This window comes from uncultured Altererythrobacter sp., from assembly GCF_913057185.1.
GTDB lineage: Bacteria > Pseudomonadota > Alphaproteobacteria > Sphingomonadales > Sphingomonadaceae > Erythrobacter > Erythrobacter rubellus.
Genome location: NZ_CAJXNK010000001.1, coordinates 1441038 through 1467564 on the forward strand (window position 1 = coordinate 1441038; position 26527 = coordinate 1467564).

22 protein-coding genes and 1 pseudogene are annotated in these 26527 nt (G+C 58.2%); 15 read left to right on the forward strand and 8 right to left on the reverse strand.

The genetic code is table 11. The annotated features are described in order from the left end of the window. The first annotated feature begins 34 nt into the window (after positions 1–34). The 7 genes from QZ487_RS07320 (at position 35) to QZ487_RS07350 (ending at position 5991) form a co-directional block, all read left to right on the forward strand. The gene (locus tag QZ487_RS07320) at positions 35–865 is read left to right on the forward strand and encodes an LD-carboxypeptidase (protein WP_285975003.1); all 831 of its coding nucleotides are present in this window, start codon (positions 35–37) and stop codon (positions 863–865) included. A 24-nt stretch (positions 866–889) separates the two neighbouring features. Beyond that, on the forward strand, positions 890–1828 hold the full coding sequence (gene fabD, locus QZ487_RS07325; RefSeq protein ID WP_296023975.1) for an ACP S-malonyltransferase: 939 nt from the start codon (positions 890–892) through the stop codon (positions 1826–1828). Continuing rightward, a complete protein-coding gene (fabG, locus tag QZ487_RS07330; protein WP_285975005.1) occupies positions 1828–2589 on the forward strand; it encodes a 3-oxoacyl-[acyl-carrier-protein] reductase in 762 nt (253 codons plus the stop codon). The genes fabD and fabG overlap by 1 nt, the downstream gene beginning before the upstream one ends. 166 nt (positions 2590–2755) lie before the next feature. Next, positions 2756–3883: a DNA polymerase III subunit beta gene (gene dnaN, locus QZ487_RS07335; protein WP_285975006.1), complete on the forward strand. Its 1128-nt coding sequence runs from the start codon at positions 2756–2758 to the stop codon at positions 3881–3883. A 48-nt stretch (positions 3884–3931) separates the two neighbouring features. After that, complete coding sequence (locus QZ487_RS07340; RefSeq protein WP_296023977.1) at positions 3932–4336, forward strand: hypothetical protein; 405 nt, start codon at positions 3932–3934, stop codon at positions 4334–4336. Further along, positions 4337–4765: a glutathione S-transferase N-terminal domain-containing protein gene (locus QZ487_RS07345; RefSeq protein ID WP_296023979.1), complete on the forward strand. Its 429-nt coding sequence runs from the start codon at positions 4337–4339 to the stop codon at positions 4763–4765. Positions 4766–4908: 143 nt separating this feature from the next. Beyond that, positions 4909–5991: a DUF2855 family protein gene (locus QZ487_RS07350; protein ID WP_285975008.1), complete on the forward strand. Its 1083-nt coding sequence runs from the start codon at positions 4909–4911 to the stop codon at positions 5989–5991. 570 nt (positions 5992–6561) lie between these two features. On the opposite strand, the gene QZ487_RS07355 is transcribed toward QZ487_RS07350, so the two are convergent. Continuing rightward, positions 6562–8316 carry an amidohydrolase family protein gene (locus tag QZ487_RS07355; RefSeq protein ID WP_285975009.1) on the reverse strand — a complete coding sequence of 585 codons (1755 nt, stop codon included), beginning with the start codon at positions 8314–8316 and terminating at the stop codon, positions 6562–6564. A gap of 69 nt (positions 8317–8385) precedes the next feature. Between QZ487_RS07355 and QZ487_RS07360 the strand changes: the two genes are divergently transcribed. Next, positions 8386–9282: an alpha/beta fold hydrolase gene (locus tag QZ487_RS07360; protein ID WP_296023981.1), complete on the forward strand. Its 897-nt coding sequence runs from the start codon at positions 8386–8388 to the stop codon at positions 9280–9282. On the opposite strand, the gene QZ487_RS07365 is transcribed toward QZ487_RS07360, so the two are convergent. The 3 genes from QZ487_RS07365 to QZ487_RS07375 are packed head-to-tail and all read right to left on the reverse strand — an operon-like array spanning position 9279 to position 13248. Beyond that, positions 9279–10595: an FAD-dependent oxidoreductase gene (locus tag QZ487_RS07365; protein WP_285975011.1), complete on the reverse strand. Its 1317-nt coding sequence runs from the start codon at positions 10593–10595 to the stop codon at positions 9279–9281. The two genes, QZ487_RS07360 and QZ487_RS07365, sit on opposite strands and share 4 nt — an antisense overlap. 33 nt (positions 10596–10628) lie before the next feature. Further along, positions 10629–11513, reverse strand: a complete 885-nt coding sequence (locus QZ487_RS07370; protein WP_296023982.1) for an alpha/beta fold hydrolase — start codon at positions 11511–11513, stop codon at positions 10629–10631. A gap of 40 nt (positions 11514–11553) precedes the next feature. Further along, complete coding sequence (locus tag QZ487_RS07375) at positions 11554–13248, reverse strand: alpha/beta fold hydrolase (RefSeq protein WP_285975013.1); 1695 nt, start codon at positions 13246–13248, stop codon at positions 11554–11556. Positions 13249–13931: 683 nt separating this feature from the next. Here QZ487_RS07375 and lepA point away from each other — a divergent pair. After that, a complete protein-coding gene (lepA, locus tag QZ487_RS07380; RefSeq protein ID WP_285975014.1) occupies positions 13932–15749 on the forward strand; it encodes a translation elongation factor 4 in 1818 nt (605 codons plus the stop codon). On the opposite strand, the pseudogene QZ487_RS07385 reads toward lepA, so the two are convergent. After that, positions 15750–15917 (reverse strand): annotated as a pseudogene (locus QZ487_RS07385) (type IIL restriction-modification enzyme MmeI); the annotation flags it as partial. A 321-nt stretch (positions 15918–16238) separates the two neighbouring features. On the opposite strand from QZ487_RS07385, the gene QZ487_RS07390 reads away from it, so the two are divergent. The 6 genes from QZ487_RS07390 to QZ487_RS07415 all read left to right on the forward strand — a co-directional run bounded on the left by QZ487_RS07390 (position 16239) and on the right by QZ487_RS07415 (position 24609). Further along, a complete protein-coding gene (locus QZ487_RS07390; protein ID WP_296024125.1) occupies positions 16239–16997 on the forward strand; it encodes an outer membrane protein assembly factor BamD in 759 nt (252 codons plus the stop codon). Positions 16998–17324: 327 nt separating this feature from the next. Continuing rightward, positions 17325–18989 carry a DNA repair protein RecN gene (gene recN / locus QZ487_RS07395; protein WP_296023985.1) on the forward strand — a complete coding sequence of 555 codons (1665 nt, stop codon included), beginning with the start codon at positions 17325–17327 and terminating at the stop codon, positions 18987–18989. Continuing rightward, positions 18989–19318: a hypothetical protein gene (locus tag QZ487_RS07400; RefSeq protein WP_296023986.1), complete on the forward strand. Its 330-nt coding sequence runs from the start codon at positions 18989–18991 to the stop codon at positions 19316–19318. Before recN ends, QZ487_RS07400 begins: the two co-directional genes overlap by 1 nt. After that, positions 19318–21375, forward strand: a complete 2058-nt coding sequence (gene ligA, locus QZ487_RS07405) for an NAD-dependent DNA ligase LigA (RefSeq protein WP_296023988.1) — start codon at positions 19318–19320, stop codon at positions 21373–21375. Before QZ487_RS07400 ends, ligA begins: the two co-directional genes overlap by 1 nt. Further along, on the forward strand, positions 21372–21866 hold the full coding sequence (locus QZ487_RS07410; RefSeq protein WP_296023989.1) for a CinA family protein: 495 nt from the start codon (positions 21372–21374) through the stop codon (positions 21864–21866). The genes ligA and QZ487_RS07410 overlap by 4 nt, the downstream gene beginning before the upstream one ends. Positions 21867–21984: 118 nt before the next feature. Continuing rightward, complete coding sequence (locus QZ487_RS07415) at positions 21985–24609, forward strand: M14 family zinc carboxypeptidase (RefSeq protein WP_296023991.1); 2625 nt, start codon at positions 21985–21987, stop codon at positions 24607–24609. On the opposite strand, the gene QZ487_RS07420 is transcribed toward QZ487_RS07415, so the two are convergent. From QZ487_RS07420 to QZ487_RS11480, 3 genes are read right to left on the reverse strand one after another with little or no spacing between them, the layout of a single operon-like run. Beyond that, on the reverse strand, positions 24606–25289 hold the full coding sequence (locus QZ487_RS07420) for a DUF2459 domain-containing protein (protein WP_296023992.1): 684 nt from the start codon (positions 25287–25289) through the stop codon (positions 24606–24608). The two genes, QZ487_RS07415 and QZ487_RS07420, sit on opposite strands and share 4 nt — an antisense overlap. Then, positions 25268–26167, reverse strand: a complete 900-nt coding sequence (locus QZ487_RS07425; RefSeq protein WP_296023994.1) for a 50S ribosomal protein L11 methyltransferase — start codon at positions 26165–26167, stop codon at positions 25268–25270. Before QZ487_RS07425 ends, QZ487_RS07420 begins: the two co-directional genes overlap by 22 nt. Beyond that, positions 26164–26496, reverse strand: a complete 333-nt coding sequence (locus tag QZ487_RS11480; protein ID WP_367114435.1) for an MBL fold metallo-hydrolase — start codon at positions 26494–26496, stop codon at positions 26164–26166. Before QZ487_RS11480 ends, QZ487_RS07425 begins: the two co-directional genes overlap by 4 nt. Between the last annotated feature and the right edge of the window lie 31 nt (positions 26497–26527).

Sequence of the window (26527 nt, forward strand, 5' to 3'; positions counted from 1 at the left end):
TGTGCGCAGCAAGACAAGCGGGCACAGTAGCAAGATGACCAGAATTGCTGTCTGCGCACCTGCCACTGCGATCACCCGCGAGCATGCCGAAGCGGCCGAAGCGCTGGTGGCTGACGAATTTCCGCAGCATTCGATCCATTTTCACGAGCAGTGCTTTCTGGGCGCCGGGCATTTCGCGGGAACGGATATCGAGCGGCTCGAAGCCTTGGTCGAATTGGCCAATGACCCGCAATATGACGCTATCTGGTTCGCCAAGGGCGGTTATGGTTCCAACCGGATTGCAGAAGCCGCTGTTGCCCGAATGAACGCGGCTGCACGCGCGAAGACTTATGTCGGCTTTTCCGACATGGGTTATTTGCTCGCAGCCTTCTATCGGCACGGCATCGGCCAACCGGTCCACGGCTCGATGCCGGTCAGCGCGCGAAGCCAGACTGGCCGCGAAGCAGTGCGGCGCGTGTTGCGCTGGTTCTCGGGTGATGGCAGCGGGCTGGAGCCGAGCCTTGATGGGCAAACTCCCGCAGTTGCATTTAACCTCATCACGCTTGCGATGATCGTCGGGACACCACTGATGCCCAAGCTGGACGGGCATGTCGTGATGGTCGAGGAAGTGAGCGAACATCTCTATTCGGTTGACCGGCTGTTTTTCCACATCGCCAATGCGCTGCCCCGGATTGCGGGCTTGAGGTTGGGCAGCGTTACCGCTGTTCCTGAGAATGATCGCGAATTCGGGCAAGAAGCTGAAGATATTACCAAATTCTGGTGCGCGCGAGCCGGAATACCCTATCTTGGACGGGCACAGATTGGCCATACGGCAGAGAACCGGATTGTGCCCTTTGGCCTTGCGAGTCCGCCGACCGGCGACTAACCGGCTCCCCAAGAGGAGACGTTGATGAGAGCTTTCATTTTTCCAGGGCAGGGCAGCCAGAAGGTTGGCATGGGTGCCGAACTTACTGAAGCCAGCGTTGCCGCGCGTGAGGTTTTCGAAGAGGTAGATGAAGCGCTGTCGCAAAAGCTTTCCGCGATCATGCGCGACGGCCCCGAAGATCAGCTGACACTTACTGAAAACGCTCAGCCCGCGATCATGGCCAATGCGATTGCGACCTTGCGTGTGCTTGAGCGCGAATTCGGCGTGTCGCTGGCAGAGAAGGGCTCTTGCGTGGCAGGCCATTCGCTGGGCGAATATTCGGCGCTGTGTGCGGTTGGCGCATTCTCGCTGGCTGACACTGCGCGGCTGCTGAAACTGCGCGGGCAGGCGATGCAAGCAGCTGTTCCGGTTGGTGTGGGCGCGATGGCGGCCTTGCTTGGTGCTGACATCGATAAAGCTACTGCCTTGGCTGAAGCTGCCGCTGACGGGGAATTCTGCGAGGTTGCCAATGACAACGACCCAACTCAGGTCGTGATCAGTGGCCATAGAGGCGCGATTGACCGCGCGATTGCGCTTACCAAAGAGCACGGCATCAAGCGCGGGATTGCGTTGCCGGTGTCCGCACCCTTCCATTGTTCGCTGATGCAGCCTGCAGCTGACCGTATGGCCGAAGCCTTGGCAGCGACACCACCGGGCGCATTCAGCTTACCGGTTTTTGCCAATGTGACGGCGGCGAAGGTCACCGATCCGGCAGAGGAACAGCTCTTGCTGGTGGAACAGGTTACCGGCCGGGTTCGCTGGCGTGAAAGCGTGCTGGCAATGCGCGATGACGGGGTGGAGCACTTCGTTGAATTGGGTGGTAAGGTGCTTGGGCCGATGGTTGGCCGGATAGACAAGGTAGCTTCAACTTCCAGCCTTATCACAATGGAAGATATAGAGAATTTTGCGAAGGAGATCGCCTGATGTTCTCATTGAATGGCATGAATGCGCTGGTTACCGGCGCAAGTGGCGGGATTGGCTCGGCGATTTGCAAGGCGCTGGCTGGCCAAGGTGCACGGCTGGCCATCTCAGGATCAAATGCAGCCAAGCTTCGCGCGTTTCGCGATCAACTCAACGACGAATATGAGCACGACAATGGTGAGCATGTGGAGATTACCTGCAACCTGTCTGACACCACACAGGTCGAAGAACTGATTCCGGCCACGCTCGATACGCTGGGTGGGATCGATATTCTCGTCAACAATGCGGGTATCACGCGCGATAATCTCGCATTGCGGATGAAGGATGAGGAATGGGACGATGTGATCCGCATCAACCTCGAATCGACCTTCCGCCTGATGCGTGCCTCTGCCCGACCGATGATGAAGAACCGCTTTGGCCGGATCATCTCGATCACCAGTGTGGTCGGCGTTACGGGTAACCCGGGTCAGATGAACTATGCCGCTGCCAAGGCGGGCATCGTCGGTATGACCAAGAGCTTTGCGCAAGAAGTTGCGAGCCGCGGCATTACCGCCAATTGCATCGCGCCGGGCTTCATCCGTACCGCCATGACCGATCAATTGCCCGACGCGCAGAAAGAAGCGCTTAACGCCCGCATCCCTATGGGACGCATGGGCGAGGGCGACGATATCGGCGCTGCAGTGGCGTTTCTGGCCAGCCGCGAGGCCGGCTACATCACCGGCGAGACCATGCACGTAAACGGCGGCATGGCGATGTTGGGTTGATTTGTCCGGGATTGGGGCAGAATTTCCCCTTTTTCCCCAAGGAATCGCCGCTCAAAGCCGCATGAACTTGCCGCCTTTGCTGCTTGCGCTAAGGTCAGTCACGGTTTTCCGGCGCTGGGGAGCGATTCCGGCCCTCAGTGCGCACTAGAAGGATTGAGTAGGACCGATGAAGGCCACAATCGAACGCGCGACGCTGCTGCGTTGTCTCTCTCACGTTCAGTCGGTGGTAGAGCGCCGCAACACTATCCCCATTCTGTCAAATGTTCTGATCGACGCGAGCGACGGCGGCACGCTGAAAGTGATGGCGACTGACCTTGATCTGCAAGTGGTCGAGAACATGGCCGCGGCCTCAGTGGAAACGCCCGGTGCGATCACTGTATCTGCACACTTGCTGTTCGACATCGCACGCAAACTGCCCGAGGGCAGCCAGGTAAGTCTGGAGACAGCCGACAATCGCATGGAAGTTAGAGCAGGGCGCAGCCGCTTCAAGCTGCCCACTTTGCCGCGCGATGATTTCCCGGTCATTGTTGAGGGCGACCTTCCGACAAGTTTTGAACTACCAGCCAAACTATTGGCCGAGTTGATTGACCGCACGCGGTTTGCCATCTCGACCGAGGAAACACGGTACTATCTCAACGGTATCTTCCTGCATGTTACGGACGATGATCAACCTGTGCTGAAAGCTGCAGCGACCGACGGCCATCGTCTTGCGCGCTTCACGCTTGCTCGTCCCGATGGCGCGGAAGGCATGCCTGACGTTATCGTGCCTCGTAAAGCCGTGGCCGAATTGCGCAAACTGCTGGAAGAATCCATGGACGGTAACGTCCAGATCGATCTGTCTGCCAGCAAGATCCGCTTCACGCTGGGCGGTGAAGGCGGTGTTGTTCTGACCAGCAAACTGATCGACGGGACTTTCCCTGATTACAGCCGTGTTATTCCGACAGGCAATGATAAGCTGCTGAAAGTCGATCCAAAAAGCTTTTTCCAAGGCGTCGATCGTGTGGCAACAATTGCCACGGAGAAAACCCGCGCGGTCAAGATGAGCCTGGATGCAGACAAGGTCACTCTTTCCGTCACTTCGCCTGACAATGGCACTGCAGCGGAAGAGCTGGCGGCGGATTACAGCGCGGACCCGATCGAGATTGGCTTCAACGCCAATTACCTGAAGGATATTCTGAGCCAGATCGACAGCGACACGGTGGAGTTACACCTTGCCGATGCCGGCGCGCCAACGCTGATCCGCAAGGATGACAAGAGCCCGGCGCTCTATGTTCTGATGCCAATGCGGGTATAGCATTGGAATAAAGTGATTTATTAAGGCCAAGGGCTTTAGGGCGCTTGCATGAAACATATCATTCTTGCGATCGCCTTGGGCCTATTGCCCGCTTCACTTCATGCTGAGGAAGCTTCCACCGCTCAAGATCCCATTCAGGATGCCAGCCCCGAACAGGACCTCGACTGCGCAATATTTTTCGCGTTGGTCGGTGGTAAGTCAGAGGGAAGCCGGCAAGCTGGAGTCATTGCGGCTATGTCTTATTTTATCGGACGCTTTGAAGTAGTGTCGGAGATCGATTTCAGTACCGCCGCTGCTGAACATCTGGAGCTTGCGAGCCTGGCAGAGATCATTGCTGAGAGCGATGACTGCATTTCCCGGATGGAAGCGTTCTCGGTAAGACTGAATGAGTTCGGCGATGCCTTTAAGGGCTTGCAGAGCGAACTCGATAACGCAGATTCTTCGGGCGAATAAATGGTGACCGCCGAAGTCCGTATCTTTGGCACCGTCATTTCGACCTATACCCGCATCGTTCAGATCACCTGCGAAGAGGCGGGCCTTAGCCACGAGACGGTCCCCACTCCCGCGCATTCGCCGCAAAACCGCCATCCATTCGGCAAGGTTCCGGTGGTGGAATTTGACGGGCTCGAACTGATCGAAAGCGTCAGCATCACCCAGTATCTCGACAACGCTCATAGCTCCGGCGCATTGCAGCCACGCGACCCTGCGGCACGCGCGGTGATGGATCGCTGGATCGCGAAAAGATTGAACAAGCGCTGCCCTATATGTCCCGCGCATTGGCATTTCTGGATGCCGAAATCGCAAAGGATGGCGCCTGGGCAACAGGCAGTTTCGACCTGGCAGATTTCTTCCTCTACTGCGTTTAGCGCGGCGTCCAGCTGACCCCGCAGGGCAAGGTCGGGATCGCGCAATGCCCGCATTTGTCAGCGTGGATGGCCGTGACTCAGCAACGCGAATCAATCCGTCCAACACGCTGGGAAACCGAGCCGGAATAGGTTAGGCAGGGTTCAAGAGGAGACCCGAATATGCCGACTCAAGTCCATGTAGGCCGCGATGATCTGAACTCCGCCACACTGGTCGAAGGGCCCTCGACCAAGCTTGCAGATGGCGCGGTGCGGCTGGAGGTCGAAAGCTTCTCGGTCACATCCAACAATATCACTTACGCAGTGGTGGGCGAGCAAATCGGCTATTGGAAGTTTTTCCCTGCGCCGGATGGCTTCGGCATCGTACCCATGTGGGGTCACGCCAAAGTGATCGAGAGCAACTCGGATGAAATTGCCGTGGGTGAGCGTGTCTATGGCTATCTGCCAATGGCGTCGCATCTCGACGTGGTGCCCGGCAAAGTCTCGGCCAGTGGCTTCGTGGATATGACTGACTATCGTCAGCCGCTGCCGCCGATTTACAACCAGTATTCGCGCCTCAATGCCGATCCCGAACATGATCTGGCCCGCGAAGGCGAACGTATGATCTTCGGGCCGCTGTTCAAAACCGGTTTCCTGATCGACTATTTCATGCGCAGCGAAGGTTGGTTCGAGGCAGACCGGGTTATCATGACCAGCGCCTCTTCCAAGACCGCGATGGGCCTCGCCAGCGTCGCCAAGCAGAATTCGCCGCATATAAAGCGCATTGGACTGACATCGGAAGGCAATGTCGATTTTGTCGAGGCGACGGGTCTCTATGATCAGGTGTTCGCTTATAAAGAGGTCGGGCGGATGTCGCTTGGCCCAGCGGTGTCGGTCGATTTCGCCGGGAATGGCAAAGTGCTGGCGAACATTCACGAACACTTCGGAAAGAATCTGAAATACTCATGTCTTGTGGGTGTTACGCATATCGAGCAGCGCCGCGGGCCAGCGGGTGAAGCGGGTGGACTTCCTGGACCGACACCTACGCTGTTCTTTGCACCTGACCATGCGGTTGCCCTGTTCAAGGAGCACAGTCCGCAGGATGCCGGCGCTATGATGGCCAAGGCGTGGAAAGGCTTCCTTGCCGATGTTGGTGACAGTGTAACGATCGAGAAGCACTCAGGGCTGGAAGCCGCGCGTCAGACCTATCTGGAGATGGTCGGCGGCAAGGTCGATCCCTCACAAGGGATCGTGATCGAACCTTAGGTGCGCGTGCCGCGTCTCCCGTTGGCCAGTTTCGTTGGCTCGTGAATGTCTGCTTTTGGGGTGGAAAGCGGACATTGCCATGTTCCAATCCTAGTCTTAGGCTTTGTCGACTAAGGAGGAGCGAATGCGGACGCTATTGATTGTCGCTGCAGCGGCATGCATTTAATTGACTGGCTGCACTGATGTTGCATCAGAAACAGAAAGCTCAGGGGCAGTTGAAGACAACACAGAACGTAACAAACGCCTAGCGCGGGAGTTCTACGAGAACCTATGGTTTGAGCAAAACACCGAAGTCTTCGCAGACTATGTAGCCGATGAATATGTTATCCATGACATCGGGGATACCAAAGGTGCGATGCCGACCGAGCCCGCTGTTACTCAGAAAGAGATAGCAGATCGCTTTCATAGTTTCGGCAAGATCACCGAAATCTGGAACCATCGGCACGATGTTAGTCTTCCAAGACCACCTGGAGGATCAAGGCCAAACTAGCCAAAGTTAGTTGGCTGCTGGCCAGAAATGTCCGCAATTGGGTCGTTAGCGGTCTGTCCGCTTTCGTCCCCCTTTTCAATCTATTCAGCCGCTTCAGCCATTTCCGCTCGTTGTGGTCCGCGGATAAGGCCGCCGGGTGTCTCGCCGGTCCATTTGCCGTCGCGGAAGGTTACGTGGCCGTTCTTGATCGTGCAGACATAGCCATCCGCCTTTTGCAGCAAGCGCTTGCCGCCGGCGGGTAGGTCAAATGCCAGCCACGGTTTGCCCAGCTTCAGCCGATTCATATCAATTACGTTGAGATCCGCCAGATAGCCCGGCGCGATGATCCCGCGATCTTCCAGCCCATAGAGCCGGGCGGTGTCCCAGCACTGGCGCTTGATCGCATTCTCCAGGCTGATCTTATCCCCGCGCTTGCGATCGCGGACCCAGTGCTCAAGCATGAATGTGGGTGAAGCGGCATCGCAAATCGTGCCGCAATGCGCGCCGCCATCGGACAGCGAATTCACTGTGTCATCGGCGTGTTGCAGCGGGTGGAGGAAATCGAGATTGCCATCCGCATAGTTCAGGATCGGCAGGTAGATGAAACCCTTGCCATCGTCCGCGCACAGCATGTCATAGGCATATTCCTGAGGGTCGATCCCGGCCGCTTGAGCGCGGGCATTCACGCTGGCTGACGCATCCGGTTCGTAATCAAAATCGGGGTCCATTTCGTACTGGAGCGCCCAACCTTGGGTGATCACCATAACCACGCCGATAATGTCCATTGGCGCTTCGGAATAATCATTGGACTCGCTCAGCAATCGCGCTTTGAACGCCGGGTCGAGCAGCCTAGCTTTTTGTTCCTCCCACGGAAGTTCGCTGATCGCTTGCCAGCTGGGGCGATACACGAAGGGGTTCACAGTACCTTGCCATGCCATGATGATGCCGTTGCCGCGCAGCGCAATCTGCGCGACGATGTTGGCGCCATTGTCATTTTCTGCACGCATGGTTTCGATCTGCTCTTTGAGCGGCATTTCCTTGGCGATGGATTCCAGCGCAGCGAAGGTGACGGGCAGGCCGGTCTCGCGGCTGAGATTGCCCATCCATTCGAACTCGTTCCAATCGCGGTTGAGATCGCTCGCCATTTCGAACACGCCATGGCCTGCGCGGCCCATAGCACGGCCGATCTCGATCAGTTCTTCCTTCGTCGCAGTCGTACCGGGTACGAGTTCTCCATCGACCGATTTGTGCAGCACTGTACGGCTGGTGGAGAAGCCAAGCGCGCCCGCGCGAACCCCTTCCTCTACGATCCGGCTCATCTCTGCGATGTCTTCATTTGTCGGAACGGCGCCGGGTTGTTCGCGGTCACCCAACACGTAAGCACGCACGGCACCATGCGGCACATGCGTGCCCACATCGACCGCGCGCGGCATTTTCTCCAGAGCGTCGAGATACTCAGGGAAGGTTTCCCAGTCCCATGTAATGCCTTCGGCAAGCGCGGTTCCGGGAATGTCCTCCACCCCTTCCATCAGGCTGATCAGCCATTCGTGCCGGTCTGGCTTGGCAGGCGCGAAGCCTACGCCGCAATTGCCCATCACGACGGTTGTCACTCCATGCCAGCTGGAAGGGGCCATTTCCGGGTCCCAGGTGGCTTGGCCGTCATAGTGGGTATGGATATCGACGAAGCCCGGGGTCACAACCATGCCGGTCGCGTCGATTTCTTCTGCTGCATTGCCAGTCACATCGCCGACTTGCGCGATCAAGCCATCTTTGACGGCGACATCGCCTGTAAAGCGCTCCTCGCCCGTACCATCGACAATGGTGCCGCCGCGAATAATCAGATCGAACATGGCCATCGAAACTCTCTCCAATTTCTGTTTGAAACTTACATAGCACAGCGAAACGCCTGATGCTAAGCTCGCACAATGGACAGGCAAACAAGCTGGGAGCCCGCGCCGGATAGCGGGATTGCGATCAAGTGGCTCGAGGCGAACGGGCTGACCTTTGAGGTCGCTGAGGCAGGGCAGGGCGACAAGCTCGCGCTGTGCCTGCATGGCTTCCCTGAGCTGCACTTTAGCTGGCGACACCAGATGCCTTTGCTGGCGGAGATGGGGTACTGCGTGTGGGCACCCAATATGCGCGGTTATGGCGAGACGACACGCCCGCCGAACAAGAAGGACTATCGGCTCGACAACCTGACTGCTGACGTTGCAGCGCTGATCGATGCCAGCGGCGCGAAGGAAGTGACGCTGATAGCGCATGACTGGGGCGCGATCGTTGCTTGGCAGTTTGCGATACAGAAGCTTCGCCCGCTGACCCGGCTTGTGATCATGAACGTGCCGCATCCGCTGTGTGCGCGGCGCGAACTCAAGACCTGGAAGCAGCTGAAGAAGAGCTGGTACATATTCTTTTTCCAGTTGCCCAAGCTGCCCGAGATACGGCTGGGCCAGAACGAAGCCGCGGCGATCGGCCGACTTTTTCGTGAGACTTCGGTCAACAGGGAGCGCTTTACCCGAGAGGAAAGCGAGCCCTATCGCAAGGCGGCGGCCAAGCCCGGTGCGTTGACTGCCATGTTCAATTATTACCGCGCGCTGCTGCAGACGCCCGACGCGCGCCAGATCGGCGATGGCAAGGTGCATGTGCCGACGCTGGTCATCTGGGGCGAACAGGACGTGGCGATCGACATTGCCTGCCTCGATGGCACGGGGGACTATGTCGATGATCTGACCGTGCGCCGCTATCCGCATGCATCACACTGGGTGCAGCAGGACATTCCGGATGAGGTGAATGCGGCGCTGAAAGACTGGTTGCCGCCGGCCTAGTTCTTTGCGCGGATCATCGCTTCGACATCGACGAATTTCTCGCGCGGGGCGCCTTCGCGCGCGGCGCGTTCTTCGGCCTCTTCGATCTTTTTCCAGTCGCGGAATGTAACCACATCCAATCCGCGCTCTGCAGCGATGGCATCAAACCCCTCGCGCCCCTTCTTGTCCGCCCGCCCAAGCGTGCCCGCATCGATATCCTCTGCGATCTTCTCGACGACGCTGTAGCCGTCGGGGCGATTGGTGCCGATGGTGCCGGATGGACCGCGCCTGGCCCAGCCAACGCAATAGATTCCGCGCAGGATGCGCCCTTCGTCATTGGCAAACTTGCCCGCGCGTTCGTCAAACGGCACGTCGGGAATGGGGGAGGAGCGATAGCCGATGCAGCTGACCACGATATCGGCCGGCACGGTGTACATTTCGCCCGTTCCTGTCGCGCGGCCTTGATGCACTTCGGTTCGTTCAACCTTTACCCGCTGAACCTTGCCATCACCTTCAAAGCCTTGCGGGCTGGCGAACATATCGAAATGGATTTCGATCGGTTTTTCGGCATGCACACTTTCAGGAATGGCTGCGAAGCTGCGCAAATGATTGACCGATTTTCGCAGGCCCGGTTCCAGGAGCATGTCTTCCTCTTCTTCGGGCAAGTCATCGCGATCAACCCGCGGCGAGGCACGTTCGAGCGCCGCCAGCTCACCCAACTCCTTAGGCGTCATCATGATCTGATGCGGGCCGCGGCGGCCCAGGATTGTAATGGCCTTGACGTTTGAGGCTATAAGGCTTTGCAATGCGTACGTAACGATGTCTGCGCCTTCAAATTCCGCTTCGGTCTTGGACAATATCCGTGCGACGTCGAGCGCCACATTGCCCATTCCGATCACGACCGCATGCTGGCCGGAGAGATCCGGGTTGAGGTCGTTAAATTGCGGATGGCCGTTATACCAGCCGACAAAAGCAGCGCTGTCGAAAATGTTGCTCAGATCCTTGCCGGGTAGATCCAGTTCGCGATCATTGGGCGCACCTGTTGCGAGAATGACGGCATCATACAACTGCATCAATTCGGGCACGGTAACATGCTCGCCGACTTTGACGTTACCGATGAAACGCACATTCTCGTTGAGTGCAGTCTTCTCGTAACGGCGCGAGACGCCTTTGATCGATTGGTGATCCGGTGCAACGCCAAAGCGGATCAGGCCATAAGGTACGGGCAGCATGTCGAAAATGTCGACTTGCACGTCATCACCCCAAAGCTTCTGCGCCGCTTCTGCGGTGTAATAACCTGCCGGACCTGAACCGATTATCGCAATGTGCCGCATGATGAACTCTCTCCCCCCATGCGGCTCAATGACTTAGGCCGCTTTTGCTTTCTCTTGCTGCTCCGGCTCGTCAAGGAAGCGGTGAATAGCTTCGACGCATTCATCACTGTGGCTGAGCAGGAACAGATGCCCGCCACCACGCAGAACCAGCAATTCACTGTTCGGAATGAGTTTGTCGAGGAACCAGCCATTAGTGAGCGGCACGATGTGGTCTTCGTCGCCCATCATAATCAACGTCTTCTTGCGCATGAACGGTAAAGCGGGCACGCTGGTCCAACCAAGCATTGCCATCAATTGGTAGAAATATCCGCGCGGGGAAGGGGGCTTTAGCCGATGGATGTGCTCCATCTTGTTCATCGCCTTGCCCAATGCCCCGCCGTACAGCGTCTGGAAGTGCTCTTCCATAAAAGCAGAATCGATATAGCGGCGCGGATCCGCCATCTTGCTGAGCGAAGCGGGATTTCCTGGCATCATGATCATGCCCGCTGTTGTGGCGGCCAGGATAAGGCGGCGCGTGCGGCCGGGGTGCTGGATGGCGAAATGCTGTGCCATGGCGCCGCCCCAGCTGACACCCATCACATCGACCTTGTTGAGGCCCAGCTTGTCGAGAAGCTGCGTGGTCGTCCAAGCCATAGTGACGGTGTTGTAAGGGACAACCGGCTCGGGTGAGCCACCAATGCCCGGCATATCGAACATGATGAAAGCGCGATCAGGCAGCGCCTCAGCCAATGGTGCGACCGCTTCGATATTGGCGCCAATGCCGTTGAAGAACAGGATCGGCAAGTGCTCGCTTGGCTGATCCAGTCGCCAAGTCGCAACACGCAGCGTTCGCCCGCCAACGCTTTCCATCGTGATGGTTGCATCGCGCATCGCTTCGTCGAGCGCCTCATCCAGCACTTTTTCGCGTTTGTCCGCCAAATTTCCGTCCTGTCCTGCGACCCCTACAGGGGACTTTTGGTTATCTTTCTTCCACTACGTAGAGACCGGGGGCCGGATCCAGAGGTTTATACTCTTCGTTCCCCAGTTCTGTTGGAGCGGATTTCATTTTGCCGGAGCGCTTTTTCATCCATTCCATCCAGTACGGCCACCAGCTACCGGCCACTTCCTCCGTGCCTTGCAGCCATTCGTCAGCGGTTTCAGGCAGCTTGCCTTTCTTCTTCTGAACGAAGTATTTGGCCTTGGGATTGCCCGGAGGGTTCAGGATCGCCTGCATGTGACCTGACTGCGAAAGCACATAGGTGACGTCCTTGGAGCCAAACAGATTGGTCGAGCGATAGGTCGCCTTCCATGGGGTGATGTGATCCGTCACGCCGCCCAGAATGAACATGTCAGAGGTGGCCTTGCTGAGATCAATCTTGTGGCCGGCCATCTCGACCTCGCCCTTCTTCGTGAAGGCGAGCGTTTCGAACAGGGTCAGGAAATCGCCCATCAGGCTGGCGGACAGATTTGTCGCGTCAGAATTCCAGTACAGAACGTCAAACGCGGGTGGATCTTGCCCCAGCAGATAGTTGTTGATAACATAGTTCCAGATCAGATCATTGGGCCGCAGCCATGCGAAACCGCGCGCCAGATCATCGGCTTTTATGATGCCTTTTTTCGCTGCGCGCTGTTTAGCTAGCTTCATGCCATTCTCAGATACCAGAGAACCGGCTTCGATATCGCGCTCTTTCGGGTGGAGCACGCAAACCATCAGCGTCAGCGAGCCGAGGATGTCATTCTTTTGGGCGGCCAGTTTGGACGCGAGCACGCTGGCGGTTTGGCCGCCAGAACAGCCCGCGGATACATTGACCTTCTTCGAGCCTGTAATGTCGCTGACCGCTTGTATCGCTTCTTCGCAAGAGCGGATGTAATCATCCATGCCCCAGAAGCCCTGTTCCTTGGACGGGTTGCGCCAGGAGATAACGAAGGTCTGAATACCGTGATCGACCTGATATTTGATTACTGACTTCTCCGGAGAAAGGTCATTGATATACATCTTGTTGATCTGCGGCGGGATTGTCAGCTGAGGGATCTCGTGCACTTCATCCGTGGTCGGCGCGTAATGCACCAGCTCGAACATCTCGGTGCGGTGTACGACAGAGCCCTTTGATGTCGCTATATTCTCGCCCAGCTTGAATGGCCGCTTGTCGACCTGGCTGACCATTCCCTTGTTTTCGGTGATGTCCTTGTATGCGTTTTGCAAACCCTTGATCAGCGAAAGGCCACCACTGTTGATCACCTGCTTTTGTGCAACCGGGTTGCCAACCAGTGTGTTGGTGGGGGCCAGGCTATCGATGATGATGTTGGAGATGAAGTTCGCGCGGTCTCGCTCGAGATCATCCAGCTCCAGTTCCTGAAGCCAGTTCGACATACCCTTTTGCACGGCAAGATAATATTGCGCGCCGGCCCGGAAAAACGGGTTGTACTGCCAGGCCGGGTCCATGAAGCGCTTGTCTTTGGGATCGGGTGCGAGATCGGATTTGCCGGTCATGATCTTGACCATGTCTTCGCCCATGGTTTGGGCGTGTTTCATCAGGCGCTTGGGGTCAGACGCACTTTCGCGCAGCAATACCGCGACGGCACCTACAAAATCTTCTCTTGCAACGCCGATGAGCGGCCCCAAAGCATTGGTTGACTGTGCGGCTTCCTTTTCGAGTTTGCTACTCTGCGACATGCTGTATCCCGGCAAATGCAAAAAGACGTCAAATTTGAGCGTCCTAGATGACGCTACGGAAGCAAATTGGCAAGTTCTCAAAATAGCAGGGAAACCGGATCAACTTGTCGCGACCGCCATAGTTATCGGTTTGGCAAGAAATTTCCTTTACCTGCGATAACCAGAAACACGGTCATCCACCAAATGATCAGGCAAGAGCAAAGTTAAGTTGGCGAGGCCGCTTTCAGCTTTGAGAGAAATAATCGCCAATCGTCGGCAAGCCGCAATTCAATTCGTTTGGCGAATTCACGGGCTATCGCGGTAGCGCCAAAGATATCAGGCATAGCCGCACGGAGGCGGCTGCGAATGACCGTCGCACACAGGTTGATACGTTGACGGGCCTTGCAAACAAGACCCAGATCAAGCGCTCTCTCTCCCACAACTTGCGTGTATTTCGAAACACAAAGTAATCCTGTGCTGTGCTGATGATCAATCTCGATCGTTTCAAGCAGGTCAACGAAACACTGGGCCAGGCGGCGGATTGGGCAATGGGGCGAGCGTGCCGAAGTTCTCTTATGCCCCTGTCGGTTCCTACGAAGCAGCCTGATTTACCGCATTGCATGCATTCGGCGGGCTGACATGCCGGACAAGGGCGGCTAAAGGCGTCGCAAAGCGCTATTTCGCGCGAACAATTAGCGACAAAAATGACTGACCTCTCCAAAATACGCAATTTCTCGATCATTGCTCACATCGATCATGGCAAATCCACGCTGGCGGACCGCATGATTCAGCATTGCGGCGGTTTGACCGAACGTGAAATGTCCGAGCAAGTGCTTGATAATATGGACATCGAGAAAGAGCGCGGCATCACGATCAAGGCGCAGACCGTGCGGCTCAATTACACCGCCAAGGATGGCGAGACGTATGAGCTCAACTTGATGGACACGCCGGGCCACGTCGACTTTGCCTATGAGGTTTCGCGTAGCTTGGCCGCTTGCGAGGGCGCGCTGCTGATCGTGGACGCGGCGCAAGGCGTGGAAGCGCAAACGCTCGCCAACGTCTATCAATCGATCGAGCATGACCATGAAATCGTGCCTGTGATCAACAAGATTGACCTGCCCGCGGCCGAGCCGGAGAAAGTCCGCGCCGAGATCGAGGATATCATCGGCCTCGACGCGTCAGAAGCCGTGCTCACCAGCGCCAAATCGGGCATCGGCATCGAGGACGTGCTGGAAGCGGTCGTCGCCAAGATCCCCGCACCATCGGGCGATCGCAATGCGCCGCTCAAGGCCAGCCTCGTCGACAGCTGGTATGACCCTTACCTCGGCGTGGTGATCCTGGTCCGCGTGATCGACGGTGTCATCACCAAGGGGCTGAACGTCAAATTCATGCAGGGCGGCACACAGCACCTGATCGACCGGGTCGGCTGCTTCACCCCCAAGCGCACAGACCTGCCCGAAATCGGCCCCGGCGAAATCGGCTTTATCACCGCGCAAATCAAAGAGGTGGAGCAAGCCCGCGTGGGTGACACCATCACCACGGTGAAGGGCGGGGCGAACGAAGCGCTGCCCGGATACAAGGAAGTGCAGCCGGTGGTGTTCTGCGGCCTGTTCCCGGTGGATGCGGCCGAGTTCGAGAAACTGCGCGAGAGCATCGGCAAGCTGCGCCTCAACGACGCCAGCTTCAGCTATGAGATGGAAAGCAGCGCGGCGCTCGGCTTCGGCTTCCGCGCGGGTTTCCTTGGCCTGTTGCACCTTGAGATCATTCAGGAGCGCCTGAGCCGCGAATACGACCTCGATCTCATCACCACCGCGCCTTCGGTGGTGTACCGCGTGCACCTGTCAAAATCGAAGAATGAAGACGCCAAGGTGATCGACATTCACAACCCCGCCGACTGGCCCGACGTCAACCGGATCGACATGATCGAGGAGCCGTGGATCAAGGCGGTGATCTACACGCCCGATGAATATCTCGGCGCGATCCTGAAACTGTGTCAGGACCGGCGCGGCATCCAGACTGACCTAACCTACGTGGGCGGCCGTGCGCAGGTGACTTACGAGCTGCCGCTGAATGAAGTGGTGTTCGATTTCTATGACCGGCTGAAAAGCATCTCTAGAGGGTATGCCAGCTTTGACTATGAACAGATTGGCCTGCGCGAAGGCGATCTGGTGAAGATGAACATTCTGGTGAATGCAGAGCCGGTCGATGCTCTATCGCTGATCGTGCACCGCAACGTAGCGGAAGAGCGCGGGCGCGGCATGTGTGAACGGTTGAAAGACCTGATCCCGCGCCACCTGTTCAAGATCCCGATCCAGGCAGCCATAGGGGGCAAGATCATCGCGCGCGAGACGATCGCCGCGCTGCGCAAGGATGTGACCGCGAAATGCTATGGCGGCGACATTACGCGTAAGAAGAAACTGCTCGAGAAGCAGAAGAAGGGCAAGGCCCGCATGCGCGAGTACGGAAATGTTAGTATTCCGCAGGAGGCCTTTATTGCAGCGTTGCGGATGGGTGAAGAGTAGCTACTCGCCCTTCCGCTTCCGGTTCCGGGCGGTGCGCTTGTTCTGCTTTTCGGCATCGGAAAGCGGGTTCAACAGCTTTTCGTAGAGGCCGAAGAGGTGCTCGACCCGGTCACGGTCGCTGTCGAAGGGCGCGCGGCGGTAGAGCCGGTCCACCGCCTGATCGAGCGCCTTGTGCGCCTTGCTCGATCAAACAGTGCATCTGTGATCAATTGGATTTTGGCGCTTGGACAGTGCTCCATGTGTTCCATCCTGTTGGATTTGGGGAGGGGAGGCTTTGTGTTCCGCGCGCCATCCGGCGCGCAATATCCTCGCGCAAGCGCTGCGGGCGCCCAGTCGGGCTTTGACTGCCGTGACCAAGAGGAGAATTCGTCACACCTATCTACACAAACCCTCTCAACTTCACTTGGCGTTCAGGGGCGCGCTGGTTATAGGCCATCTCTTATGAAAAGAGAGAAACGCGTGACATTCAAACCCGTTCTTGCTGCCGCGATGGCTGGCGCAACCTTGCTGACCGCTGCTTGCGCGGGCTCTGGCGGATCGACCAATGAAGACGTGGCCTATGTCGCGCGCGATGTGGAAACGCTTTATTCAGAGGCGAAGTCGCGGCTGGATAACGGCAACACGCGGCTTGCAGCGGCGCTGTTTGACGAAACCGAGCGTCAGCACCCCTATTCGCCCTGGGCGCGCCGCGCGCAGTTGATGAGTGCGTTCAGCTATTACGTGGCGCAGGATTACAACGCGGCAATCTCCAGCGCGCAGCGGTTCCTCTCGATCCACCCGGGCAACAAGGATGCGCCTTACGCCTATTACCTGATCGCGCTGTCCTATTACGAGCAGATCAGTGACGTGTCGCGTGACCAGTCAATCACAGAGCAGGCGCGGGTTGCGCTGCGCGAAGTGGACCGCCGTTTCCCGACCAGCGAATATGCCGCCGATGCGCGGTTGAAGCTGGACCTCGTCAACGATCACCTTGCGGGCAAGGATATGGAGATCGGCCGCCATTACCAGCGCAACGGGCAATGGCTGGCGGCGACATTGCGTTTCCAGAACGTGGTCAACGAATATGAGACGACCAGCCACACGCCCGAAGCGCTCTATCGTCTGACTGAAAGCAGCCTGGCGTTGGGTGTGCCGAGCGAAGCGGTGAAATATGCCGCGGTGCTGGGCACGAACTATCCGGGTAGCAAGTGGTATGAAAAGGCATTTGATCTGGTGCAGGAATATGCGCCGCACGCCACCGCGAGCTAGGCCGAAAAGGCCGCTTCAAGAAATCTGACCGATTTCATCCGATTTTTGGAAACCCTGCGCTGCGTTCTGCATTATACGGGTGCGGGCCGGGCCGCTCTGGCAAGATCACCCAATTGATCTTGTGATGTCGGACCGCATCGGATTGCCGGTTTCTTCCTGTTACGTTCGGCGCTGCCGACAGCGGAAGAAGCGCAAGCCATGGCAGACCCGGAAGCCAAGGCGGAACCCGCCGAATAAGGCCGGTCTCTAGTCAACAAGGAAAAATCCACAAGAGGGGCGCGCGCCAAGCGGTGACGCGCCCCTTTTGCTGCGCTAGAGATAGGCGCAATGCTCACGCGATTATCCATCAGAAACATTGTTCTTATCGAAGCGCTCGATCTGGATTTCGGGAGCGGGCTGGGCGTGCTGACCGGAGAGACAGGCGCGGGCAAGTCAATCCTGCTTGATGCGTTGGGCCTGGTTCTGGGCGACCGCGCAGATAGTGGCCTCGTGCGCGCAGGGGCAGACAAGGCCAGCGCGACCGCCAGCTTTGAATTCGCCAAATTGCCGGCTTCTATTGCCGAAACGCTCGACGATGCGGATATCGAATTGGAACCGGGCGAGCCGTTGATCATTCGTCGTCAGTTGAAAGCAGATGGCGGGAGCAAGGCGTTCGTCAATGACCAGTCGGTTGGTGTGGCGCTGCTGCGTGAGATTGCGGGGGCATTGGTGGAATTGCACGGCCAGCATGACGATCGCGGATTGGTCAATCCGCGCGGTCATCGGGCTTTGCTCGATCGCTATGCCGGGACCGACGTCGATGGCCTTGCTACCAAATGGCGAGAGTGGCGCGCAGCTGAAGAGCGGTTGGAGGCTGCACGCGGCCAGGTTGAGCAGGCGAAGCTCGATCAGGATCTGTTGATCGCGCATCTGGCCGAGCTCACGTCGCTAGAGCCGCAGGCTGGCGAAGAGGCGCGGCTCGCGGAAACACGCGCAACCATGCAAAAGGGTGAGAAGCTTTCCGGCGATCTGGAGGAGCTGCGGCACATCTTGGAAGGATCGGATTCGCCGCTTGCAAGTTTGCGGGTTGCGGCGCGCAAGCTTGACCGGATTGGCGGAGAGCATCCCTTGCTGGCCGAAGCCTTGGCGGCACTCGATCGCGCTGTAATCGAGGCCGGCGAGGCGGAAGACAAATTGGCTGCGGCAGCTGAAGCACTGGTTCACGATCCGCAAGCTTTGGATGAGGCCGAAACCCGGCTGTTCGAATTGCGCGCGCTGGCCCGCAAGCATCGCTGCGAGGTTGACGAATTACCTGAAAAGATGGGCGAAATGCGCAGCTTCCTGAATGCGATCGAAGGCGGCGAGGCTGAGCTGGACGCGCTGGAAGATGCCGCGCGTAAAGCGAGCGAAGCTTATGCCACGAAGGCAGAGGCCGTTCACAAGGCGCGATTGGCAGCCGCGAAGAAGCTGGACAAGGCAGTCGCGGCTGAACTTGCGCCATTGAAACTGGATGCCGCGCGTTTCCTGACCGCGGTGGGCAAATTGCCGGAAGAGAAATGGGGAGCAGGTGGGATCGACAGCGCCGAATTCCTGATCGCGACCAATCCGGGGGCGGACTTTGCACCGTTGAACAAGATCGCCTCTGGCGGCGAGCTGTCGCGCTTTATCCTAGCGCTAAAAGTCGCGTTGGCAGAGCAGGGCGGGGCCGCAACGGTGATTTTTGACGAGATTGACCGCGGCGTGGGTGGTGCAGTCGCGAGCGCGATTGGCGAGCGGCTGGCACGGCTGGCGGATGGCGGACAACTGCTCGCTGTGACACACTCACCACAAGTCGCGGCGCGTGGAGGCACGCACTATCTGATCGCCAAATCTTCATCCGGCACGGTTACCAAGACCAGCGTCGCGCTGCTCAATGAGGCTGGGCGGCAGGAAGAGATCGCGCGGATGCTTAGCGGCACTGAAGTTACGCCTGAAGCGCGTGCACAAGCGGATCGTTTGCTGGAGGGTGCGTGATGGAGCCGTGGACGCTTGAGAACAGTCTGATTAGGCTGCTTGCGGGAATACATAAACTAGCAGCGGGCCTCGCGCTGTTTCTGCTCACAATTGTCACGCTTATTGCGATTGTGAGTTTGGGTGATTTTCTGTTCAATCCAGAGCCAGTAACGTTCGTCGGCGTATGGACTTTCATCTGGATATTTTGCGGGGTAACAGCTGCTGCGGCTAACTTTGTTTGGTCGTTGACTGCGTTTCGAGATCCAAATTGGAGAGCGATTGGCAAGGTTACAGCGTTATCATTAGCAATTTTGGTTGTTAGCCCGGTAATTTGGACCGCTTGGCTGTAATGGGTATTTCCGAAGCAGATGCCGCCAATGAGCTGATGCGGTTGGCGCGGCAGATCGCTAAGCATGATCGGCTGTATCATGCCGAGGACGATCCGGAGATCAGCGATCAGGAATATGACGCGCTGGTGCGGCGCAATGCCGAGTTGGAAACGCAATTCCCGCATCTCGTTCGCGATGACAGCCCGTCGAAGAAAGTGGGGCATGCGGTCTCGTCGTCTCCTCTAGGCAAAGTGACGCATGAAGTCCGCATGATGAGCCTCGACAACGGATTTTCCGACGAGGAGATCCATGAATGGGTTGCACGGGTGCGGCGTTTCCTGTCGCTGCCTGACGACGAGCCGGTTGCGATAACGGCTGAAGACAAGATTGACGGGCTGTCCTGCTCACTCCGTTACGAGAGCGGAAAGCTGGTGCGTGCGGCGACGCGCGGAGACGGGCAGGTTGGCGAAGATGTCACCGCGAACGTCGCATATATCGCTGACATTCCGCAGGAACTGAGCGGCGATAATGTGCCAGACCTTTTCGAAGTTCGCGGCGAAGTTTACATGTCGAAGCAGGACTTTGCTGCGCTCAATGCTGCGCAGCATGAAGCGGGCGGCAAGCTGTTCGCGAACCCGCGCAATGCCGCGGCGGGATCCTTGCGGCAGAAGGATGCGAGCGTGACCGCGCGGCGGCCCTTGCGCTTCTGGGCCTATGGCTGGGGCGCGGCGAGCGAGGTTCCGGGGGATACCCAGCATGCTGTGATGTTGCAGATCGAGGCATGGGGTTTCCCCGTTTCGCCTTTTCTGACTGTCACTAATAGCGTTGAGGACATGCTGGCCCACTATGCAGAGATTGGCCGCCAGCGTCCTGATCTGCCCTATGAGATTGACGGGGTCGTCTACAAGGTGGATCGGCTCGACTGGCAGCAACGATTGGGTTTTGTGGCAAAGGCTCCGCGCTGGGCGCTGGCGCACAAGTTTCCAGCCGAACAAGCCGAGACGACACTTGAGGCCATCGACATTCAGGTTGGCCGCACTGGCAAGCTGACGCCGGTTGGGCGGCTCGCTCCGGTCATGGTTGGCGGGGTCACGGTCACCAATGTCACGCTGCACAATCGTGACGAGATCGCGCGCCTCGGCGTGCGGCCAGGGGATCGCGTGGTCGTGCAGCGGGCGGGCGACGTGATCCCGCAGGTTGTCCGCAATCTGACGCCAGAGGTTGAACGCGAAGCTTATCTCTTCCCCGATGCGTGCCCCGAATGTGGCAGCGAAGCGGTGGCCGAAGAGAGCGAAGTCGATGTGCGCTGCACCGGGGGGCTGATTTGCCCGGCACAACGCACCGAACGCCTAAAGCACTTCGTCAGTCGCAAGGCGCTCGATATTGACGGGCTTGGCGAGAAGACCATCGATCAATTCTTTGCGTTGGGCTGGCTCGAGAGTCCGGCAGATATTTTCCGCCTAAAGGATCGAAAGGACGCGATTTTGGCGCTCGAAGGGTGGCAGGATAAGTCTGTGGATAATCTGTTGGCTTCTGTGGAGAACAAGCGCGAGCCCGATGCGGCGCGGCTGCTGTTCGGACTGGGCATTCGTCATGTTGGCGAAGTCACCGCGCGCGATCTGATGAAGAATTTCCACGAACTTCCGGCGCTTCGCCAGGCAGCCGAGCAAGCGCGCGCAGGCGATGAAGATGCACTGTCCGAAATCACCTCGATTGATGGTGTAGGCGGCGCGGTGGTCGAAGCCTTGGGTGACTTCTTTCACGAGCCGCACAATGTTGAGGTGTGGGAAGACCTGCTGAGCCTGGTCAGCCCGCCACCTTACATCGTAGAGACGCTCGATAGCCCGGTGGCGGGCAAGACCGTGGTCTTTACTGGCAAGCTGGAAACCATGAGCCGCGACGAGGCCAAGGCGCAGGCTGAAAGGCTTGGTGCAAAGGCAGCCGGCAGTGTAAGCGCAAAGACCGACCTGCTGGTCGCGGGACCGGGCGCGGGGAGCAAACTGAAGAAAGCGGCAGAGCTTGGCATCGAAGTGATTGATGAGGCGGGTTGGGCCGAAATCGTGGCGGCGGCTGGATGAGTCTGCTGAATGAACTCTACCCGCAAGCTGCACGGATTGCCGAACTACTCAAGGTACGCGGCGAAAAGATCGCCGTCGCTGATGGCGCGACAGGCGGCCTGATCGCGGCGAGCTTGCTTACCGTGCCGGGTGCGCTGGACTTCTTCGTAGGGGGCGGGGTGGTCTATTCGCTGCGCGCGCGCGATGTGCTGTTTAATCAACCGCGTGAAGCCTACAAGGGGATGCGCGGCGCGAGCGAGGATTACGCGTTGCTTCAGGCCCGCTCTATCCGTGATAATTTCGGTGCGGAATGGGGCATTGCCGAAAGCGGATCGGTTGGCGGTTCATCACACCCCAGCGGCGCACCGGGGGGGCGAAGCTGTGTTGCCATTGTAGGGCCGGACGGGTTCGAAGTTACGCGTATCACTGAAACGCAAAGCGACGCGCGGATCGCCAATATGGAGGCTTTTACGCGCGCCGCTCTGGGCGCTTTGGAAGATTGCCTGGCATGACAGCTTCATCTTTCTTAGAGTGTTCAATTCGACAAGCAACATTGACCTTGCCAGGCACTTCGTCTTGATCTGCGTGTTACCAAAACCAATGCTTTCAGATACCAACAGGGACACTCCAATGACAGGTCGATTTTTAAGTCGGATCGCAATTGTGTTGGCCGCCTTCGCTTTCACGGCCCCGCCTGCCATGGCGCAGTCCTATCTCGATGGCGATTTCGATGCGTCTGTTCCGACATTGTCTGAAAAGGTTGGCCATGCGCCGGGCACACGGATTACCTCCCCCAGCGAAAGCCTGACCTATCTTGAAGCCCTGGTGGAAGCCGCGCCTGATCGCGCCCGGCTGGTGCAATATGCGACCAGTTGGGAAGGGCGCCCGCTGGTATACGTTGTGATCACCGCTGCTGAAAACATGGCGCGGATCAACGCAATCAAAGCGGATTTGGCCAATGTCGCGGCCGGCCGCCCAAGCAATGGCGACGCATTGCCGGTCACGTGGCTTGCCTATGGTGTGCATGGCAACGAAGTGACTTCCACCGATGCGGCGCTGATGATGGCTTATCATTTGCTCGCTTCACAGGGCGATGCGCGGGTGGACCAGATCATGCGCGAAAGCATTGTGATCATCGACCCATCGCAAAACCCCGATGGCCGCGCGCGCTTCGTGCACAACTTTCGCGCCGCGCTGGGCCTGACGCCTTTTGGCGATCGGCAGGCGGCCGAGCATGATGAACCATGGCCGAGCGGCCGTTTCAACCACTATCTGTTCGATCTGAACCGTGACTGGTTCACGCTGAGCCAACCGGAAACGCGTGGCAAGATCGCGGCCATGCTCGAGTGGAGTCCAGTGGTGGTCAAGGACATCCACGAAATGAGCGGCGATGACAGCTATTTCTTCAGCCCCGCAGCTGATCCGTTGAACCCTAATCTCACACCCGCGCAGATCCGCCTGTACGAGCTGATTGGCCGCAACAATGCCGCCTGGTTTGACCGCATGGGTGAACCCTACTTCACGCGCGAGGTCTTTGATCTGTTCTACCCCGGCTATGGGGACACATGGAATGCGCATCAGGGCGCAATTGGGAGTACATACGAGCAAGGATCGCCGCGCGGGCTGGTATGGGAACGACGCGATGGCACGGAACTGACATATGCAGACGGTGTTCGTAATCACTTCGTGGCCAGCCTATCCACTGCTGAAGCAGTGGCCAGCAATGCTGATCGTTTCATGAGTGATTATGCGGCTTACCGTGCGGAAAATGCGAATGGTGCGGCAGGGCGCGGTGCGTACCTGATCGATCTTGCCGAGCGCCGGTGGAATGCAGAGGCGCTGGGCCGCAGGCTGGCCGCGCAAGGGATCAATGTGCTGCGCCGCGATGGTGCAGCGACGGTATGCGGCAAGAGCTATCCGCAGGGCTATCTGGCTGTGCCGCGTTCTCAACCCGCTGCGCGTCTCGTGCGCAGCCTGCTGGATGCAGACACGCCATTGCCGCGTGAATTCGTGATCGAGCAGGAACGCCGCCGCAGCGATGATTTGCCGCATGAATTTTATGACGTCACCGCTTGGTCGGTTGGCATGATGGCTGGAACGCAAGTGCAACTTTGCGGCTCTGCGGTTGGCGGTGATCCGTTGTCGGCAACGTCTTCGATTGCGCCAGTGGCAGAAGGCAGCGGCAGCTTTGGCGTTGCTGTGCCCTGGAGCGATAGCGGGCAGGCCCGCCTGGTAGCGCTGGCGCTGCGCGAAGGAGTTGTCGGGCGCGCAACCGATGAAGCTTTCACCATGGGTTCGCGCACCTTCCCGCGCGGCACCGTGGTATTTAGCAATGCCGCAAATGGCGCGGACAAGATGGCGCGTTTTGCGGAACTCGCGCAGGAAGTCGGCGCGCATACTGTAGCGCTTGAATCGAGCTGGGTCGAGGATGGCCCCAATTTCGGCAGCGACGCCTTTGTGCGGCTGGACCCGCCCAAGGTTGCCATCGCCTGGGATGATGGCGTCTCACCGCTGAGCGCAGGCGCGCTGCGTTATGTATTGGAGCAACGCTTGGGCGTGCCGGTGACTCCGATCCGCACAGCGCAGCTGAGGAATGCGGATCTATCTGACTATGATGTTCTGCTGATCCCCGACGGCTCGCCGGCAGGTGCGCTGGGCGAAAGCGGCGCAAGCACCATCCGCGAATTCGCGGGCGAAGGCGGCGTAGTGGTCGTGATTGGCGATAGTCTGGACATGCTGGCAAGTGGTGACAGTCCTATGCTGGCGGTCAAACGCGAAGCAGCGCTAGGGCTGGAGCCGGGCGAAGATGCAGATGCAGGCAGCAGTCTGGCTGAAGCGGTCGAGATCACTAGCGAAGCCGAATATCGCACCGCCATTCGTGACGAGAATGCATTGCCAGACACGATGCCCGGCGCGTTGGTGAACACTGTCGCAGACTGCAATCACTTCCTGTCGGCTGGATATGATGGCGGCGCAATCGTGCTGGCAACGGGTTCACGCATATACACTCCGCTTGACCGAGCGGACGGGGTGAATGTGCTGCGCTTCGCAGCCGCAGATGATTTGGTGGCCAGCGGATATGTGTGGGAAGAAAACCGCCGCCAAATGGCTTTCAAACCCTATCTGATGGCGCAACCGACTGGCCGCGGCATGGCGATAGGTTTTGCCCATGATCCGGCTGAACGCGCTTACCTGGACGGGCTGGATCTGTTGCTGGCCAATGCGGTGATCGTTGCGCCAGCGCGGGTTCGCTAATCGCCTTTGGACTCAGGCACCCATTTCATGACGCCGCCTACCATCGGGGTCCACCATCCGGTTTTGATTCCGGCAGCGGCGAGCGCGTTGCTGACCCATTGGTTGCAGGTATTGCCAAGGTGATAGGTGCCGGGCGCATCATAAAACACGTCATAATCTGAATAGCCACGATAGACCGTGCGTTCAGACGCATGCAAAATCTCGCGCTCGATAATCGCGATCAGACGCGCATATTCTGCATGGCTGATCGTCAGCTGACGATGATCGGGCGAGGGGGCAGGGCGGATGTAGTGGCTGACATGCAGCAAGCCTTCACCGCCCGTTGCTGCGCCAAAAACTGTTGGCAGAGACAGGTCCCACCAGGTTGGCGTGTTAAGGAACACTTCGCGTTCACCCCAACTCACCGAGACATGCGTGTAGGGACGGTTCGGCGCGAGCACATCATCCGCGGGAAAATCCGCGCGCCAATCCTTTTGAGCAGAGACTGCAGGCATAACGATAGCGGTGTGCACGCCATTGGTTTCGATCATGATCTGGACCCCGGCTGCGGGTTGTTCCCAATCATCATTGCGGGCAATGGAGGAACCGATCCACGCGGTCAGCAGGAAAACAAGTGCAAACGCCGCCAACACAGCGAGCGGCCAGAGGAGCAAGCGCTTTAGCGTCGTTTGCGCAGCCATAGAATGGACCAGTTTCCATTGACGCGGCGCTCGGCGAGACGGAAGCCCGCTTGGCGATAGGCTCTGCGAACCGCGGGTTCCTGTCGTTCCAGCAAACCGGCCAGCAGGATACTGGCGCCAGGCGTTACAGCGGCTTCAAAATCTGGTGCGAGTTCCACCAAAGGCGCAGCCAGTATGTTCGCGATCAGGAGATCGTATGGCCCGCGCGCTTCGAGGAGCGGGTCCGCCATCCCGTCAGCGATCACCATGGTCAGCTGACCGCGATCTGCGCCGATTGGCAGGCTGTTCAGCTCCGCGTTGTCGGCCACCACGCCTACACACACATCATCGATGTCGGATGCGGTACAGAGCGCTCTCGGCCACAAGCGCATGGCAGCGATCGCAAGCAGGCCTGTGCCCGTGCCAATATCGGCGATATTGCGGCTGACTACGCCGCGTTCCTTCATTGCGTCCAGCATCTCCAGGCAACCGGCGGTCGTCTCGTGGTGGCCGGTGCCGAACGCCTGGCTGGCTGGGATCTCTATGTTCATTGCGCCATCAGCCGGTGGATAATCGGATGTATGGACGTAAAAGCGGCCTGCGCGGATCGGTTCGGCCCCTTGCTGGCTCAAAGTGATCCAGTCCTGTTCAGGCAATTTCTCGACAGTGAAAACCGGCACGTCCCCGTCAAATAGACCGGCTATGTCTGCCTGTTGCGCTTCGCTCGGCTCGTGCGAATACCATGCCTCCAACACCCATTCTTGCGGGCGATCCTCCACCACTTCGCTGCCTGAAATGACAACTTCCGGGTCCCAATCGTCGATCTCTTCATGATAAAGCAGAGCCGCCTGTATGACAGGCTTTGCTGCAAAGGCAGAGAGTTTCCAGCTCTCGCTCACTCTGCGTTGCCCGCGACATGGTCAAAATGTTCGTGGCTCATCAGGATATAGCCGATGTCGGTCGGGTCAAAGCCAAGCTTGCGGATGTTTTCCAGGACCGATGGCGCGGCACCCTCTACACCGCTGTCCAAAAGGATATAACCGTCGTCTCCGGTGACCAGAATGGCATAGATTCCGCAGGTTCCCACGTAATATGTGTTGCCATGTATCTGGAATGGAGGCGCTGTCTTGTCCCACTCGTCCCATGTCTCGCAGCTTTGAAGGAATGCGTTCTTACCGACCCCCTCTGCCGGTTGAAGCGTGGCAGTCTCTTCCGCTTGGGTGGGCAAAGCCAGACAACTCGCTGCGAGAAGACATAAG